This window comes from Virgibacillus sp. NKC19-3, from assembly GCF_019837165.1.
In the GTDB taxonomy this organism is placed as follows: domain Bacteria; phylum Bacillota; class Bacilli; order Bacillales; family Amphibacillaceae; genus Virgibacillus_L; species Virgibacillus_L saliphilus.
The window spans coordinates 1578698-1595670 of the sequence record NZ_JAGYHC010000001.1; the positions used below are offsets into that span (position 1 = coordinate 1578698).

The following is a 16973-nucleotide window of genomic DNA, read 5'->3' on the forward strand; positions in this document are numbered from 1 at the left end:
TATTCTATAAAACGTTCTAACTGAGATATGTAAATGACTTTCGACGATTTTTAATGGGGTGTTATGATTGGCTAATTCAAATATAGTTAAAAAACCGTTAAAACGTAAATGGAAAGCAATAGGAGAGAACCCATATCTATTTGGTTTAATCATTTTGGTATTAATATCGCTTTTTTTATTTTCCATTTACCCTATGTATAGTATCTTGAAAACAATCTTTGTCGGTGAAAGTGGATTGGATTTTAAAGCCGTGCAAGAAATCTTTGATAAGCCTCGTATATATCAAACTATCTGGAACAGTCTGAAACTGGGCATTTCATCAGCGATAATTAGCACTTTGATCGGTTTCATATTTGCTTATTCAGTAACAAGGACTCACATGTTTGGTAAGAAATTTTTTAATTTTATTGCAGTTTTTCCAGTTGTTTCACCACCTTTCGTTTTAGCATTAGCTATGATTCTACTCTTTGGGAGTTCCGGATTAATTTCTAAAGAAATACTTGGGATGCAGAGCACGGATGTTTTTGGTTTTAATAGCCTATTAGTTATTCAAGCTATGTGCTTTTCACCTATTGCATATCTAAACTTAAAAGGTGTACTTGAAACAATGGATGCTTCATTGGAGGATTCTGCTTTTAATCTAGGAGCATCTAGGTGGAAAGTGTTTTATACGATAACTTTACCATTAGCAATGCCGGGCGTATTTAGTTCTTTGCTTTTAACATTTATTAAATCACTTGAAGATTTCGGAAATCCGATGATTATTGGTGGAGATTACTCCGTTTTAGCCACAGAAGCATATATGACAATTACGGGTAGAAATGACTTAAGGACAGGTGCTTTATTAGCAGTTTCCATGTTGATTCCGGTTTTAACTGCATATTTGGTTCAAAAGTATTGGGTCAATAAAAAATCATATACGACAGTAACAGGAAAAACTTCGCAGGGATCCGTAATTATTAAAGATAAAAAGGTGGTTGTACCTTTATTTATAACTTGTTTATTGATAACGGGGACAATCGTTTTATTTTACGGAACGATTATTGTGGGTGCTTTTGTCGAGATATGGGGAGTAAATTACGCATTATCCTTGAAACATTTTCAATACGTCTTTGACACAGGATTAGGTACAATCAAAGATACTGTAATTATTGCTGTTATTGCTACTCCGATAATGGTTTTATTAGGTATGATCATTTCCTTTTTAACAGTGAGAATAAGTTTCCCAGGAAAAAAGTTAGTGGAAATAGGTTCAATATTATTATTTGCTGTTCCTGGAACAGTCGTTGGTATTGGATATCTCTTATCGTTTAATAGCCCGCCATTAGCTATTACAGGAACGGCAGCTATCTTAGTTTTAGTACTTGTTTTCCGATATATGTCTTTAGGCATTGAGGCAGGAACGAACGCTTTAATGCAAATAGATTCATCGCTTGAGGAAGCATCTAAATCACTAAATGCTAATGGGTTTACTACTTTTTGGAAAATAACCTTTCCGTTATTGAGATCTGCATTATTTTCAAGTGCAATATATGCATTCACTCGAGCGTTAACTTCCATAAGTGCTGTCATCTTTTTGGTTTCTGCAAGTTGGAACCTGATGACGGTGGCAATTTTGTCAGCTGTTGACTTTGGCAAATTAGGTGTTGCTGCTGCTTATTGTGTCATCTTATTTGTCATTATATTGATTGCGTTCACTGGCTTGAATTTATTGTTAAAACAAAATGAAAGGTCGATGTAAATGAACCCGATATATACAGAATCTAATGTTGTAAAGTTGAAAATCGAAAACGTAGTAAAAGCATTTCCATCCCGTAATAAGAAACAAGATGTTTTTACTGCTGTCGATAATGTTTCTTTAAATTTTAAACAGGGAGAGTTAACAACATTATTAGGCCCTTCTGGATGTGGCAAAACAACAACATTACGGATGTTAGCAGGATTTGAGTTTCCTACAAGTGGCGAAGTAATTGTTGATGGAGAGAATATAACAAATCAACCTCCTAATAAACGTGATATGGGCATGGTATTCCAAAATTATGCTTTGTTTCCTCATCTTACCGTTTATGAAAATGTATCGTATGGGTTGAGAATAAAAAAAGTGGATAAAGAAGAAATAAAAAGTAGGACAGAAAAAGTATTATCACTTATGGACTTAGAAGAATTGAAAGATCGTAATCCTTCACGAATTTCAGGGGGACAACAGCAACGTGTTGCAATTGCAAGAGCAATTATACTTGAGCCTAAAATACTGTTATTTGATGAGCCTCTTTCTAATTTAGATAGTAAACTTCGTCAGTATATGAGGACTGAGATTCGAAATTTACAACGCAGGCTTGGTATTACTAGCATATATGTAACACATGATCAGGAAGAAGCTATGGCTATTTCTGATCAAGTAGTAATTCTAGATGAGGGCAAAATTCAACAAGTAGGTTCGCCACTGGACATTTATTTAAATCCAGTTAATCGTTTTGTAGCAAACTTCATAGGTGATTCGGATATATTAATGGCTACGGTAGCTGACATCAACGAGGAAACTGTACGGTTAAAACTTGAAGAAACGACTATTCAGGTGAAAAATTCCCCTGATTATAAACTTCAAAAAAATGATGTAGTTCATTGTGTCATGAAGCCAGAGTTCTGGTCAATTACTGATCAAGGAAATTTTTTAGTTGAAATAACGCAAGCTATATTTTTAGGATCCCATATGGAATATATCGTACAGATAGGCAATCAGTCATTTAAATTTTTTGATTATTATCATTATGAAAACGGGCAAAAAGAAGTAGGATCGAAAATACGATTACAATTAAGAAGTGATTTAGTTAAAATTTTGGATAACAGCATTGAAAAGGAAAAACTATAAAAAATGGATTCATGCATGAATTTAGAAAATACGAAAGTAGAGAAACAAAATAATGAACAAATGTTAACCAACCTCAACAGAAAAAACGGAAAAGAGATGATGTAATGCTACCACTAGAAAGACAAAAAGGGTTACTAGAATTCCTAAAACAAAATCATGTATCGACTGTATCAGAACTTGCTTCCCATTTTCAGGTTCATGAGGCAACGATCCGGCGTGATCTCACAATGCTGGAGAAAAAAGGGCTAATGAAGCGGACGTATGGTGGTGTGATGCTGGAGGAAGAAGTTCATTCCGAACCCTCCTTTCAAGACAGAGAGTTCGCTCAATATGAGGAAAAAGAAAGAATCGGCAGGCGTGCGGCCGAACTTATAGAAAACGGAGATAATATTATTCTGGATTCGGGAACAACAACATTACACATTGCAAAGTCAATCATAAATAAGAAAGATTTAACAGTCGTTACAAATGACATCAATATTGCAGCAACATTACGCTTTTCCAAGTCCATTCAAGTAATCGTAACAGGTGGTGTACTCTTTCCTGAAAGTTACATGCTAAATGGAATGATTACCGATGAAACATTAAGTACCGTAAATATTCAAAAAGCATTTATCGGAACACCGGCTTTTCATTACGAAAAAGGTCTTACTCATTTCGACGAATATCTTGTTCCAGCAAAACGGGGAATGATTCGCGCAGCTAAGCGAGTTATTGTCACAGCTGACCATACAAAAATTGGTCGAGTTTCTATTCATGCTGTTGCCGGTATAGATAAAATTGATGATCTGGTGATTCGACAAGAACTTGAAGAAGTTGATCTAAGAAGAGTGCAAAACGCAGGTATTCAGGTACATCTCGCGTGACTGGCCGCAAAACTACGAAAATGTTAATTGACAAATACATCCTATCGTTAGAACTCAAGTTTTATTGGAGGTGATACATGGATATAGTTACGTAAGGAAACAAAACGGTTCGAGATAACAAATAGTTACGAGGGAAGATTAGGAGCGGGAGGAGTATCATGATAAAATTTAAATTTTTAGTACTTTCCATTTTAAGTATTTTTGTACTATCTTTTGCATTTGATCATGTAGGTTATGCAGAATCAGCTGATAAGACCGATGATTGGTTGCGCAGTGATAAAACAGAAATAAGTGCCCACCGCGGTGCCCATGTAGCTGTCCCGGAAAATACAGCCGAAGCAATGAAATGGGCAGGTTTATTAGGGTATGGTTTTGTTGAAATTGACATACAGGAAACAAAAGATGGTCAGTATGTACTAATGCATGACGAAAACATCGACCGCACTACAACGGGTTCCGGAAAAATAGAAGATATAACCTTAGAAGAAATGAAGAGCTATAATGTTCTAGACGCTGATGGAAACGAGACCAATTATAAAGTGCCAACACTTCAAGAAGCATTAGAAGAAGCTGATAAGTATAACGTTGGAGTCAATTTTGACGGTTCAAAAGGAGAATGGGAGAATAAGGAGTTTGTGGATGGTATCATGGAGATTGCTGAACAAAACGATGTCTTGGACCATTCTTTTTTTGTATTAAGCGATAGAGAAATACGAGACCAATTTCATGCTTGGTATCCAGAAGCAACAGTAACTTTTCTTGGGAATGCCTTAGAAGATTTGGATGAAGATATCAAAGAATTAAAGAAATATGATCGTGCGATTTATACAACATCCATTAACAATATTGATAAAGCAGCTGCAGAAAAAATTGATGAAGAAGGGCTAAGATTACATGTTTATCAAGTGAACACAGCAGAAACATACGCGAAAGCTAAAAAAATAGAGCCGCGATTAATAGAAACAGACGTGATTGTGCCAGATGGAGCGGGTAGACTAGCGGATCTTGTGGAGCAGTTACGTAAGGAAGAAGGAATAAAAAACGATCAAGCTGCACATGCTTTGTTAATGCATCTGAAGGCGATAGAACATTTCGAGGCATCAGAACAAAGGGACAAGGTCGTTAAACATTTGGAGAACTTTAAGAAATTGTTAGAACATCAAGAACGCAAAAATTTGATTACAGAAAAAAATTATAATACATTGAGTATTAATGCAACTAAATGGATCGATAAATATGGAACTGGTAGATAGTAGCAGCTTTGACTAAAAGCCTAAAAAACGACTAAAAAAAGCGAACAGGCCAACTGTTCGCTTTAAATATACATCTTCTAATCTGTCCTCTCAGTCTGAGGATCATACTTCTCGTCTTCAGTGCGTCCCGATTCATCGTCTTCCATAAGATTTGTGGCAGATTTCTTAAATTCTGACAGCGTCTGTCCAAAAGCGGACCCGATTTCGGGAAGTTTCTTTGGTCCGAAAATAATCAAGGCAAGGAGAACAATGAGAATTAAGCCCGGGATGCCTATATTTGTAAAGCTCATATTGCTATCTCCCTTCAATCAAAATGTCAGGCATTTTTGGTTACCTTGCTGTTTTTCTTCCCTTGTACCAATTGACCGTCTTCTTCTCTGAATTGCATGATCCCCTCGGTTGCGCGGTATGCTAGTGCTCCGACTGTACCTGTAGGATTATAGCCCCCATTATGCGCGAACGCAGAAGCTCCAATGACGAATAGATTGTCCACATCCCACATTTGGGAGTAATTATTAACCGCTGATGTTTCAGGATCATCTCCCATGATAACGCCACCGGTATTATGCGTTGTTTGATATGGGACAATATTATAATGGTCTGTCATTTCACTTTTTTCCACTCTATCTGCCCCCATCTCTTCCATAATACCTACAGCTTTTTCAGCAATATAGTCGTGCAGGTTTCTATCTTGCTCGGTATAGTCGTATGTTAAGCGGAGAAGAGGATATCCAAATGCATCCTTGTAATCTGGATCCAAACTTAAGTAATTGTTTCGATGGGGCATGGATGCACCTTCACAACCTATAGATAACGTACGGTGAAAGTATTTTATGGATTGGGATTTGAATTCCTGCCCCCAATTTGGTGTGTCGTTCGGGACAACATTGCTATTGATAGGACGTTGCCCGGTTTGGGTAACATTGAGCACGCCACCGTGTATAAAATCTAAATCAGCATGATCGAAGTTATCCCCATTGTAGTCATCTACAGCAGCTCCAAGTGCTCCTGCGCCCATATACGTATTGAATTTTTCATCTTCAAAGAATCCTGTAGCACCTGGTTGGATCTGATAGCAATAATTTTTACCGATTACCCCTGATCTTGTTTCTGGATCGTAGGGAGTACCTATATTAGAGTTTAACAGGAGACGTACATTATTCATTACATAGCTTGTCAGCACAACGATATCTGCTGGTTGGATAAATTCTTCTCCCGTTTGCAGGTCTACATACTTGACACCAGTGGCTCGATTTCCATCGTACATCACTTCCGTTACATTTGCATGGGTTCGTAAATCGAAATTTCCTGTTTCCTGAGCAGTGGGGATAACGGTAACATTTGGCGAAGACTTGGCGCCATATTCACAACCGAAACGCTCACAGAAACCACAGTACTGACATTGTGCGATGGTTTGACCATCCGGATTTTCATAGGCTTCTGACAGATTGCCTGAAGGAATATGAAAAGGGTGCAAGTCTAAATTGTTTGCCGCATCTTTAAATCGTTGTGTGATTGGTGTTTCCTTCATTGCTGGTGTAGGATATGGTTTGTTTCTTGGTGCACTCAGTGGCATTGAATCCCCGTCTCCACTGATACCGGCCATTTCTTCAAATTTATAAAAATAGGGTTCTAATTCATCATAGGATATACCCCAGTCTTGAAGGGTGTAATCTTCCCCTAGTTTATTTTCTCCGTATTTCTCGTCAGTCATAGTCTTAATTTCAAGATCATATGGCAGGAAGCGCCAAGTCATCCCATTCCAATGGACACCAGCACCGCCAACTCCTTCACCAAGCAGGAAAGATCCTAACTGACGCATAGGGAGTGCACGTTCATCTCTATTATTCCTAAAGGTTATCGTTTCCTTGGATAGATCCTGCATCAAACCATAACGAATCGCATATCGATATTCATCGTGAATATGTTGGAAATTTTCTGTTGATCTGTCTTGCCCCCGTTCAAGTCCAACGACATTTATTCCTTGCTTGGTAAGCTCAGCAGCAACTATTCCCCCGGTCCAACCAACGCCTACTGTAACTACTTCTACCTTGTCTAATTCTTTCGCCATATTTTAGCCTCCATTCTAATCAAGATGACATATGTGATCGTAAAGCTTTTGGTTCTTTTTCAATAAATTCTTCTTCTTCCATTTCATCAATGTAACTCATATAATTACCCGGATACTCCTTCATCACCCAACCTTGCATATTTCCATTACCGCCGTAAAGGGGGTCTGAATACGCCCCTTCTATGGTTGCTGATCGCAGTAGTTCGAAGAAGGTAGTTGGCGTAACCCCTTTCATATCTACTTCGTCGTCTTGGAATTTTTGTAATATCTCATCTTGTTGCTCGCCCTCGAGATCCAAAAAAGATGCGTTAAATTCATTTTGGCTTTCTCGCTGGATGGCCTGAATGCCTACATCAAAAACGTCGCGTCTTTTTAATCTTGTCTGATATCCTTGAAAATCGGACCCGGGGTAAAATGGACCTTGCATATACTCCCGATCATTATTACCATAGCCTCCAGCCAATTGGTGATCGATGAAAAAAGGAACACCTAACTCTATTGCACCAGGACCATTATCATCTTCCGGAAAAATTCGCTCGGTTGCTGCACTTAGTACATCGAAATCCTCTTGTCTAGTGAAATACATCAGTGCACGATTAAAGTTATTCGCTTCATCTGTAGATTCTGGTGCCGTTTGTTGCTGATTCCCATCCAGAAAATTGGTGCCGAGAATCGAACCAAGAATACCACCACCAATTGCTCCACCAGCTACATAACCAGTATTTTTTATAAACTTCCGCCGTGATATTTCAGATTGTTGCTTATCATTTTTTTCATCTGCCACTACTATTCCTCCTTTATCTGCAGATACTGCCGAATTATGGATATTATGTGCAGTTATTTTGGAAATATACTTAAATAAATTGTCCTTCATTACGCTAACGCGATTAGCGAACACGCTGCTAAACATCCATAAAAAAGGCGTAAGTATTTTGGATTTTACACAATAATGGAGACTTGACTGATATGAGCGCCCGAAAGCAGTCTTTCGAAGCAGGGAACGGTCACTCATGAGTGCGATGAGTGACCAAAAGAAGGATTTTGAAGCCAGAACGGTCACTCATAAAGGATATGAGTGACCGAAAGCAGTACTTCCAAGCCCAGAATAGTACTCATAAGAGAAGTGAGTCTTTGTATCCATCGGCACATCAAATAGATGGTATGGGCCCATCTTCGGCAGTTGATTATTTTATCGCAATGTAACTGGCTGTAAGGCTTTCACTTGAGCAAAGGCGCAGGGCGCCCGGGTTGCAACGTACAAACTGGAACACTTCGCAGTGAGATTAGATGAACTTGACTTATCACCAGTAGTGGTGAAAGTCAAAGTGAATCTTATGCTTGGAAAGCGAAAAGGAAACATGCCCCTGCATCAGGGGAGCCGTGCGTTGGCCAGCAAGGACGTTCTTAGTCGGCCTTCCTTTGTTAAGTGCGACTTATCGTAATGGAGAAGTGTGAAGTTTGGGACTGCGCTAAAGCTCGCCCCACCAAAGGACTTGGGACTGCGCGGATGCTCGTCCCACCAAAAGACTTGCTATTGCTGGGCGCTGGAGCCGGATGTGGCTACTTTTGGAAATCAAGTTATGTCCAAGCAAATAATTTTATAATTTCCTAGGCAACAAAAAAGTGAACAGCACTAAGTACTGTTCACTTCTTAAAATATCTATATACTAATCTGTCTTCTCAGCTTGAGGTTGAGTTGGATTAGCATCTTTTTCATCTGTTGTCAACTCTTCATCACTTATCAGTCCGGTGGCAGATTTTTTAAATGATGAAAGGGTTTGTCCAAAGGCAGACCCGATTTCCGGAAGCTTCTTTGGCCCGAAAATAATTAAAGCAAGGATGACAATGAGAATTAACCCCGGAATGCCTATATTTGCAATGCCCATTTTGTTATCTCCCTTCATTTTTACGTGAGCGGTGTTTTACGTTACCTTCGTATTCTTCTTACCTTGTACCAGTTGGCCATTTTCTTCTCTGAATTGCATAATACCCTCGGCTGCTCGGTAAGCTAGTGCTCCCACAGTACCTGTGGGATTATAGCCGCCATTATGTGCAAAAGCAGAAGCACCGATGACAAATAGATTATCTACATCCCACATTTGGGAATAATTATTGACTGCTGATGTTTCAGGATCATCACCCATAATAACGCCTCCGGTATTATGGGTTGTTTGGTATGGCACTATGTTATAATGATCAGTCATCTCACTGGCTTCAACATGATCTGCTCCCATTTCCTTCATGATTTCCACAGATCTCTCCGCCAGATATGCATGCAGGCTTCTATCCTGATCGGTATAGTCATAGGTTAACCGAAGCAGTGGATAACCATTCGAATCCGTGTAATCGGGATCCAAGCTCAGGTAATTGTTCCGATGGGGCATGGATGCACCTTGGCTTCCAACAGTTAGTGTACGATAAAAGTATTTGAGTGACTCGGATTTAAATGTCTGTCCCCAGTTTGGTGTATCGTTTGGCACAACATTATTGTTAATTGGACGCTGCCCTTGTTGGTTAACTGTAATCACGCCACCATGTATGAAATCTACATCGGAATGATCAAAATTATCTCCATTATAATCATCTATCGCTGCTCCAAGTGCTCCGGCTCCCATGTAGGTATTGAACTTTTCCTCCTCAAAGAAACCTGTCGCAGTAGGGCGCATTTGATAGCAATAATTTTTGCCAATGACACCTGACCGTGTCTCCGGATCATAAGGGCGGCCAATTTCTGAATTTAGCAACAAGCGGGTGTTATTCATGACCCAACTTGTAAGCACGACGATATCAGCAGGTTGAATAAACTCTTCACCTGTCTGTAAATCTACATATTTTACACCATTGGCTTTGTCTCCATCGTATAACACTTCTGTTACGTTGGCGTTCATGCGTAACTCGAAATTATCCGTTTCTTGGGCAGTAGGAATAACGGTAACATTCGGTGTGGATTTGGCACCATATTCACAGCCGAAACGTTCACAAAAACCACAATATTGACATTGCTGGATGTTTTGACCATCCGGATTTTCATAGGCTTCAGACAAATTGGCTGAAGGGATATGAAAGGGATGAAGGTCTAAATTACTCGCTGCATCTTTGAAACGCTTGGTTACCGGTGTTTCTTTCATTCGCGGGGTAGGGTACGGATTATTTCGCGGTGCACTCTGTGGCATCGAGTCCGCATCTCCACTAATACCAGTTGTTTCTTCAAACTTGTAAAAATAAGGCTCTAATTCATCATAGGATATGCCCCAGTCCTGCAGGGTATAATCATCTCCCAGTTTATCGGCCCCGTACTTCTCATCTGTATGTGTTTTAATTTCAAGGTCATATGGTAAGAAACGATATACTTGCCCATCCCAATGCACACCTGCACCTCCCAAGCCTTCACCCATAAGGAATGAGCCTAATTGACGCATGGGAAGTGCGCGTTCATCGCGGTTATTTCTGAATGTAATTGTTTCCTTTGATAAATCTTGCATTAAATCATAGCGGATTGCATATCGATACTCATCATGAATATGTTGAAAATCCTCGGTATCTCTGGGTTTTCCTCGCTCTAATCCAACAACCTGAACTCCATTTTTGGCTAGTTCTGCAGCGATTATTCCGCCTGTCCAACCAACGCCAACAGTAACTACTTCTACTTTATCTAACTCCGTTGCCATTATTATCCTCCATTCTTTTACTACGATGATATATGTGATTGTAAAGCCTTTGGCTCTTTTTCTATAAATTCTTCTTCCTCGATTTCATCGATATAACTCATGTAGTTACCAGGATATTCCTTCATTACCCAGCCTTCCATATTGCCATTTCCGCCGTAGAGTGGATCGGCATATGCTCCTTCAATCGTAGCAGAGCGCAATAGCTCGAAAAAGGTGGTGGCTGTTACCCCTTTCAAATCAACATCGCCATCTTGAAATTGTTGTAAAATCTCGTCTTGTTGCTCTCCCTCGAGATCAACAAAAGAAGCGTTAAAATCATTCTGGCTTTGCTTTTCGATAGCCTGGATACCTACATCAAATACCTCGTGGCGTTTGAGCCGTGTTTGATATCCTTGAAAATCCGATCCGGGATAGAAAGGGCCTTGCATATATTCTCTATCATTATGTCCATACGCTCCAGCTAATTGGTGATCAATAAAAAAAGGGATGCCTAATTCTATTGCACCGGGTCCATTATCATCTTCCGGAAAAATTCGCTCGGTTGCTGCACGAAGGATGTCGAAGTCAGATTGTTTGGTAAAATACATCAGAGCACGATTAAAATTGTTTTCTTCGTTTGTATTTTCCGGGGAAGTTTGCTGGTTATCACCTAAAAAATTAGTGCCAAGCAGAGAACCAAGTAACCCTCCACCAATTGCCCCACCAGCTACATAACCAGTATTCTTCATGAATTTACGCCGGGACATCTCTGACTGTTTTTTCGCATCTTTTTCATCAGCCATTTTATTACTCCTTTCATTGTCTATTGATTAGTATTTGTGATAATTATTTCACTATACCATAAATAAACATTTCTTGACAATATTGTCGAAACTAAAAGGCGAACAGTGCCAGGCACTGTTCGCCTTTTAAGGATTTATATGATTAATCTCGTCGCATGGCTGTTTCTTCCATTGTTACCGTATCACTGGTTGCATCATTTCCCATTTTTAATTGATCATCTGCTACAATCAAAATATTTCCAGACTTTATTTCGTCAGTAAGTTTTTTGGCTTGAAGTTCTGATACGCCAGCATTTACTAATTTTCCGTGTAATTCAATATGGGAATCTGTATCTGTATGCTCCGTAAAAACTTTTTTTACCTTATCCATAAAGGATTCTTCATCTTCTGTAGTGGCATCACTTTTTACCTTCACATCAGTTTGTCTGTCCATATCCTCAGCATGATCGCTATTTGCAAAGATTGTAATGTTTTTAGCGATATATCCTTTAAGTTCTAATCGTTGTACCACGCTCACTGCTTCATCTCTAGAGGAATAGGATCCAATGATTTCTTTGGCCATTTCAAACACCTCCATAGCAATAATCGTTTATTATGTTCTTCCCAAGGATAAAGACTTTAAAACTTTTTTCTATTGCGTTGAGGCATTTTTATTACATCGATAAATTTGAAAATTACTTTAACATCTGATATTCAACGTATTTAATATTGGAAACGGTTTTAATTGGCTGTTATAATGAAAAAAGATAATTATAGAAGTTTTTCATTCAAATAATGAATAAAGGTAACTTATAAAAGGGAGGCGAGGTAGCGTGAATAAAACAATAAGTGAGAAAAACCAAAAGCTAGGTGTGATCCTTTCAGGAATGAACCGGGTTATGGTAGCCTTTTCCGGTGGTGTTGATAGTACATTGGTATTAAAGCGCGCACAACAGGAGTTGGGTGAAGCTAATGTGCTTGCAGTAGTTGTTGCATCCGAATTATTCCGTAAAGAAGAATTTGAAGGAGCAGTAAAACTTGCGGAGAAAATGGGGATTCGAGTCTATCAAACAGAAATAAAAGAACTGGAAGACGCAAATATTGTAGCTAACACACCTAATAGTTGGTATTATAGCAAAAAATTGCTCTATACCCATTTAAATCAGCTTGCTTGGGAAATGGGATATGATGAGGTGCTGGACGGTATGATTATGGATGACGTGGATGATTTCCGTCCTGGATTGAAGGCAAGAACAGAAGCAGGCGCGCGTAGTGTACTGGAAGAAGCAGGCTTTTTCAAACAAGAAGTTCGTGCGCTTACCAAAGAGCTTAATATTCCTGTATGGAATAAACCAGCATCTTGCAGCTTGGCATCCAGGATTCCTTATGGTATTAAACTGGATAAGCAAAAAATTAACCAAGTTGATCAGGCAGAGAAATTTATTGTAAGATTGGGATTTGATATGGTACGGGTACGTCACCATGAGGGTGTTGCCAGAATTGAAGTGACTTCAGAAGAAATTACCAAATTACTGGAACACCGCGAGGAAATCCAGCTAAAACTTGAGTCACTTGGCTTCAACTACGTATCATTGGATCTTCGTGGCTATCGTACAGGAAGTATGAATGAAGTATTACCAGCAGATGAATTGCAGACGGAAGTAAGTTAATATTTTTATATCTAAGCCTTGCAGATGCCAATACATTTCTGTAAGGCTTTTTCTAGCGAAGAAGAAGCACCACGCCTCGAATTTTAGTAAATAATAGGATTTCTTTTTTCCCTTTTTGAAAAGAAACGGTGGAAGTATGAACAGAGCGGAAATCTTAGATACATAAACAGGATAGAATTGTTTAAATCATGTACAAGAGAGAGATGCTCAAGTATATGAGTAAGGAAAAAAGGCATGATCATGTACCAGAGATAGGTTCTCTGACACATGAGCGGGCAAAATCAGCGTATCTATGTATGATAGCCAGACACAATAATCCAAACCACAAAGAATTACAGCTATACGGAGACTACAGCAAATGCGCACCTCATCTTATTGATGAGTATAAAGAAGATAAATAATTTGAAATTCTTAATATCTTTATTGACAAAGAATAATGGGCTGAATTATGATGGGAATAAATAAAGATGTCGACAATCGGCATAGAATAAATCGTTCCAATCGCTATAATGGAGGCATAAAATACAGGGAGGAGACTACTCTACATTATTTCCTTATAGGTCTGCGTTCAAAAACAGCATGGCCTACTATTTTATCTTATATAGGTAAGCGCTTTCAAAAGAGGATTTCATAAAAAGGAGGGGTTGCTAAAGGGTGGGTTCTTTAACAGTGCGTTACGCTGAAAGGTGTAAATTTAGGAAGAGGGGAAGGGATGGCTATGTTAAGATTTCCGGTTTTGGAGTATCATGAGCGAATGGCCAAAACGAAGCAACGGATGGCGACTGAAGGGATAGATGTTTTATTAGTGACAGATCCAGCGAATTTGAATTATTTAAGTGGTTATGATGCATGGTCGTTTTATGTTCATCAGCTTCTAATCGTTATGATAGAAGACGATCAGCCGTACTGGATTGGCCGTGGTTTAGACGCGAATGCCGCGAGACATACCAGTTGGTTGGATGAAGATCATATTTTCCCATATGCCGATCATTATGTTCAATCAACGATTCGTCATCCGATGGACTTTGTAGTTGATTTCCTGAAAGATAGAAAGTGGGATAAGAAGACGATTGCGATGGAGTTTGACAGCTATTATTTTACGGCGAAGTCACATATTCAGCTGACAAAAGGACTACCGGATGCGAGATTTAAAGATGGCACAAACTTGGTTAATTGGATCCGTATTATCAAATCGAACCAGGAAATTGATTATATGAAAAAAGCTGCCAGGATTTCTGAAAAAGCAATGGAAGCAGCTTTTGATATTTTAAATGAGGGCACCCGGGAAAGTGATGTTGTTGCAGGGATATCATATGCGCAAATACGTGGAACGGAAGAATTTGGTGGTGATTATCCAGCCATTGTTCCATTAGTGCCAAAGGGAGAAAAGACTTCTGCATGCCATTTGACATGGACAGATGATGTTTTTCAAGCAGGAGAGCCTGTAATTATCGAATTATCCGGTTGTTATAAGCGTTATCATGCTCCACTTGCTCGTACGGCCGTGGTGGGCACACCGGATGAAGAGATACAACGTTTAAGTGAGGTTGTTACGGAAGGAGTTAACAGTGCACTTGATATTGTGAAACCAGGTATTACCTGTGAAGAAGTTGAATTGGCATGGCGACAGTCGATTGAAAGAAATGGAATTAAAAAAGAGTCTCGAATTGGTTATTCCATGGGTCTTAATTACCCACCGGACTGGGGAGAGCATACTGCAAGTCTCAGGCCGGGAGACCGTACCATACTCGAACCGAATATGACCTTCCATATGATACCAACGATTGATTTAGGCCATGCCGGAATGGAGATTAGTGAATCATTCCGGGTGACAGAAACCGGAGTTGAATTATTCAATAATTTTCCGCAAGAACTTTTTGTGAAACCGAACATCCGGTTAGCTTAAGGAAATGAATAGACGTAAAGGCAGTTTTCTAGCTGCCTTTACGTCGTCGATCCCATACCTCTGGATCGATCAAATTCGGTGGTTTTTCATCATTTAACCCCTTTTCGAGGTTGATTGCAGCAAGTTCAGACATCTTTAATTCTGTCTCGTGTGTGGATGAGCCCACATGGGGAAGGGTGACTGTATTTTTCATTTTTAGGAGTGGGTTGTTCGGATCGGTTGGCTCATTTTCAAATACGTCTACTCCTGCTGCAGCGATGTCGCCATCTTTAAGGGCATCAATTAAATCCTGTTCCACGATCGTCTTACCTCGGGATCCGTTAATAAAAATCGCCGATCGTTTCATTAGCTCAAATTCCCTTTTGCCAATCATTCCCTTCGTTTCCGGTGTTAACGGGGTAATGAGACAAACAAAATCAGACACAGACAGCAATGTGTCGAGATTGGTATACGTTGCGTTATATTTTTTTCTACATCTGGCTTACGTGTACGACTGTGATAGACAATATCCATATCAAAACCAAAATGAGCCCGCTTGGCAATTGCTTGACCAATTCGTCCCATTCCGATGATACCTAATACTTTATGGTGGACATCTATACCGAAGTGATCAGATTCAACCGATTGCTTCCACTGGCCACTTTTAACAAACTGATCTAACTCTGGAATGCGTCTGGCTGTGGCAATGAGAATGCCAAATATCGTATCAGCCACTGTATCTGTTAATACGCTTGGCGTGTTGGTTGCCAAAATGTGATGTTTGCTTAATTGTTCAAGGTCGAGATTATTATAGCCAACAGAGACATTGCTCACAATTTTCAGATTAGGGGCTTTTTCCAGTAATTCATGATCAACTGGCAAATCCAATCCGATGATACCTTCTGCCTGATATAAGTATTCCAAGAATTCGGGATCAACTTTTGGGTCTATATTTTTAAAAAATCGAACATCGTGTTTTTTCTGCAAGTTTTCTAGTACAGGCTTCTCGACACGTTCATATGCAATAATTTTTTTCAAATCACAGACCTCCATTTTTTGGTGGATGCGGCTGGGACAAGGTTCCTGTCCCCATGTCCCTCTTCCAAAATAGCCATAAATATGGCAAAAGTCAATGTAAAAATAAATAATTTTAAATTATGGAATAATTGTATTGACTATTTGGAATAGGTATTTTAAGATAAAGGTAGAATTAATGTCGACAATCGGCAAAAAACATGGTATTGCAAGTTATGAATATAAAAGGAGATTCCCACATATGGATGATGATACTATGATTGTGCAAAAGCCGTTGAGTGAGCTTATCGCAGAACAACTAAGACAGCAAATATGGGATCGGGAGCTTGAATTCGGTGAACGTTTGCTGGAAGTAGAGCTGGCAGAAATGTTTGATGTGAGTCGGAGTACACTACGGGAAGCATTGAAAATGCTTGAACAAGAAGGATTGGTGATAAGTAAAGCACGAAAAGGTACGTATGTTGCACAGTTTTCAAACAAGGATTTAAAAGAGATTATCGAACTTCGAACATTGGTAGAGGATCATGCCTTTACGGATGCGTTATCTAATCTAAGCGAGGAACATTTTCAGAAACTCGAAGCGATTATCAATCAAATGAAGGAGGAAGTAGAACGAAAAGATTGGAATGCGCTATTTGATTTAGATATGCAATTTCATAGCTATGTCGTGGGTTTATGCAATAATTCCCGAATTATCAAAATTTATGACTCTATTCAAGTACAAATTCGGGCATATCTCGTACATCTTGATCAATATTATTCTAGTCATCAGGAATTTTATGAAGAGCATAAGGAATTATACAACGCCTTAGTAACCAAAGACGCTAAAGTCGTATACGGACGAGTGAGGGATCATATTGCATATGTTGGGGAGAACTTACTTGGGGTCAAATAA

General features: G+C 39.2%; 14 protein-coding genes and 1 pseudogene. 7 read left to right on the forward strand and 8 right to left on the reverse strand.

What is annotated here, in order from left to right; translation table 11 throughout:
* The first annotated feature begins 67 nt into the window (after positions 1–67).
* The 4 genes from KFZ56_RS07630 to KFZ56_RS07645 all read left to right on the forward strand — a co-directional run bounded on the left by KFZ56_RS07630 (position 68) and on the right by KFZ56_RS07645 (position 4988).
* Positions 68–1741 carry an ABC transporter permease gene (locus tag KFZ56_RS07630; protein ID WP_222641300.1) on the forward strand — a complete coding sequence of 558 codons (1674 nt, stop codon included), beginning with the start codon at positions 68–70 and terminating at the stop codon, positions 1739–1741.
* Complete coding sequence (locus tag KFZ56_RS07635) at positions 1742–2869, forward strand: ABC transporter ATP-binding protein (protein ID WP_222641301.1); 1128 nt, start codon at positions 1742–1744, stop codon at positions 2867–2869.
* 104 nt (positions 2870–2973) lie between these two features.
* The gene (locus tag KFZ56_RS07640; protein WP_222641302.1) at positions 2974–3735 is read left to right on the forward strand and encodes a DeoR/GlpR family DNA-binding transcription regulator; all 762 of its coding nucleotides are present in this window, start codon (positions 2974–2976) and stop codon (positions 3733–3735) included.
* 158 nt (positions 3736–3893) lie between these two features.
* Positions 3894–4988, forward strand: coding sequence for a glycerophosphodiester phosphodiesterase (locus KFZ56_RS07645; RefSeq protein WP_222641303.1), 1095 nt, complete (start codon positions 3894–3896; stop codon positions 4986–4988).
* 77 nt (positions 4989–5065) lie between these two features.
* Here the strand turns inward: KFZ56_RS07645 and tatA are convergent, their stop codons facing one another.
* The 7 genes from tatA to KFZ56_RS07680 all read right to left on the reverse strand — a co-directional run bounded on the left by tatA (position 5066) and on the right by KFZ56_RS07680 (position 12071).
* The gene (gene tatA / locus KFZ56_RS07650; protein WP_222641305.1) at positions 5066–5278 is read right to left on the reverse strand and encodes a twin-arginine translocase TatA/TatE family subunit; all 213 of its coding nucleotides are present in this window, start codon (positions 5276–5278) and stop codon (positions 5066–5068) included.
* A 26-nt stretch (positions 5279–5304) separates the two neighbouring features.
* Complete coding sequence (locus tag KFZ56_RS07655; RefSeq protein ID WP_222641306.1) at positions 5305–7059, reverse strand: GMC family oxidoreductase; 1755 nt, start codon at positions 7057–7059, stop codon at positions 5305–5307.
* A gap of 19 nt (positions 7060–7078) precedes the next feature.
* On the reverse strand, positions 7079–7843 hold the full coding sequence (locus tag KFZ56_RS07660; RefSeq protein WP_309228271.1) for a gluconate 2-dehydrogenase subunit 3 family protein: 765 nt from the start codon (positions 7841–7843) through the stop codon (positions 7079–7081).
* Between the two features lie 883 nt (positions 7844–8726).
* Positions 8727–8945, reverse strand: a complete 219-nt coding sequence (locus KFZ56_RS07665) for a twin-arginine translocase TatA/TatE family subunit (protein ID WP_222641307.1) — start codon at positions 8943–8945, stop codon at positions 8727–8729.
* A gap of 36 nt (positions 8946–8981) precedes the next feature.
* On the reverse strand, positions 8982–10727 hold the full coding sequence (locus KFZ56_RS07670; RefSeq protein WP_222641308.1) for a GMC family oxidoreductase: 1746 nt from the start codon (positions 10725–10727) through the stop codon (positions 8982–8984).
* 20 nt (positions 10728–10747) lie between these two features.
* Positions 10748–11509 (reverse strand): gluconate 2-dehydrogenase subunit 3 family protein, encoded by a 762-nt coding sequence (locus tag KFZ56_RS07675; protein ID WP_222641309.1) that lies wholly within the window; start codon positions 11507–11509, stop codon positions 10748–10750.
* A gap of 142 nt (positions 11510–11651) precedes the next feature.
* Positions 11652–12071, reverse strand: a complete 420-nt coding sequence (locus KFZ56_RS07680; RefSeq protein ID WP_222641310.1) for a general stress protein — start codon at positions 12069–12071, stop codon at positions 11652–11654.
* Positions 12072–12321: 250 nt separating this feature from the next.
* On the opposite strand from KFZ56_RS07680, the gene larE reads away from it, so the two are divergent.
* Positions 12322–13158, forward strand: a complete 837-nt coding sequence (gene larE / locus KFZ56_RS07685; RefSeq protein WP_222641312.1) for an ATP-dependent sacrificial sulfur transferase LarE — start codon at positions 12322–12324, stop codon at positions 13156–13158.
* Positions 13159–13876: 718 nt separating this feature from the next.
* Entirely contained in the window at positions 13877–15064 is a 1188-nt protein-coding gene (locus KFZ56_RS07690; RefSeq protein WP_222643937.1) for a M24 family metallopeptidase, read from the forward strand.
* A 28-nt stretch (positions 15065–15092) separates the two neighbouring features.
* Here the strand turns inward: KFZ56_RS07690 and KFZ56_RS20030 are convergent.
* Positions 15093–16096 (reverse strand): annotated as a pseudogene (locus tag KFZ56_RS20030) (2-hydroxyacid dehydrogenase).
* A gap of 223 nt (positions 16097–16319) precedes the next feature.
* Between KFZ56_RS20030 and KFZ56_RS07700 the strand changes: the two are divergent.
* Positions 16320–16973, forward strand: coding sequence for a GntR family transcriptional regulator (locus tag KFZ56_RS07700; protein WP_222641313.1), 654 nt, complete (start codon positions 16320–16322; stop codon positions 16971–16973).

Bases quoted from the DNA above. Each gene is read 5' to 3' on its own strand.
- KFZ56_RS07635 (WP_222641301.1), top strand. From the start codon at position 1,742: ATGAACCCGATATATACAGAATCTAATGTTGTAAAGTTGAAAATCGAA.
- KFZ56_RS07640 (WP_222641302.1), top strand. From the start codon at position 2,974: ATGCTACCACTAGAAAGACAAAAAGGGTTACTAGAATTCCTAAAACAA.
- KFZ56_RS07645 (WP_222641303.1), top strand. From the start codon at position 3,894: ATGATAAAATTTAAATTTTTAGTACTTTCCATTTTAAGTATTTTTGTA.
- tatA (WP_222641305.1), bottom strand. From the start codon at position 5,278: ATGAGCTTTACAAATATAGGCATCCCGGGCTTAATTCTCATTGTTCTC.
- KFZ56_RS07655 (WP_222641306.1), bottom strand. From the start codon at position 7,059: ATGGCGAAAGAATTAGACAAGGTAGAAGTAGTTACAGTAGGCGTTGGT.
- KFZ56_RS07665 (WP_222641307.1), bottom strand. From the start codon at position 8,945: ATGGGCATTGCAAATATAGGCATTCCGGGGTTAATTCTCATTGTCATC.
- KFZ56_RS07670 (WP_222641308.1), bottom strand. From the start codon at position 10,727: ATGGCAACGGAGTTAGATAAAGTAGAAGTAGTTACTGTTGGCGTTGGT.
- KFZ56_RS07675 (WP_222641309.1), bottom strand. From the start codon at position 11,509: ATGGCTGATGAAAAAGATGCGAAAAAACAGTCAGAGATGTCCCGGCGT.
- KFZ56_RS07680 (WP_222641310.1), bottom strand. From the start codon at position 12,071: ATGGCCAAAGAAATCATTGGATCCTATTCCTCTAGAGATGAAGCAGTG.
- KFZ56_RS07690 (WP_222643937.1), top strand. From the start codon at position 13,877: ATGTTAAGATTTCCGGTTTTGGAGTATCATGAGCGAATGGCCAAAACG.
- KFZ56_RS07700 (WP_222641313.1), top strand. From the start codon at position 16,320: ATGGATGATGATACTATGATTGTGCAAAAGCCGTTGAGTGAGCTTATC.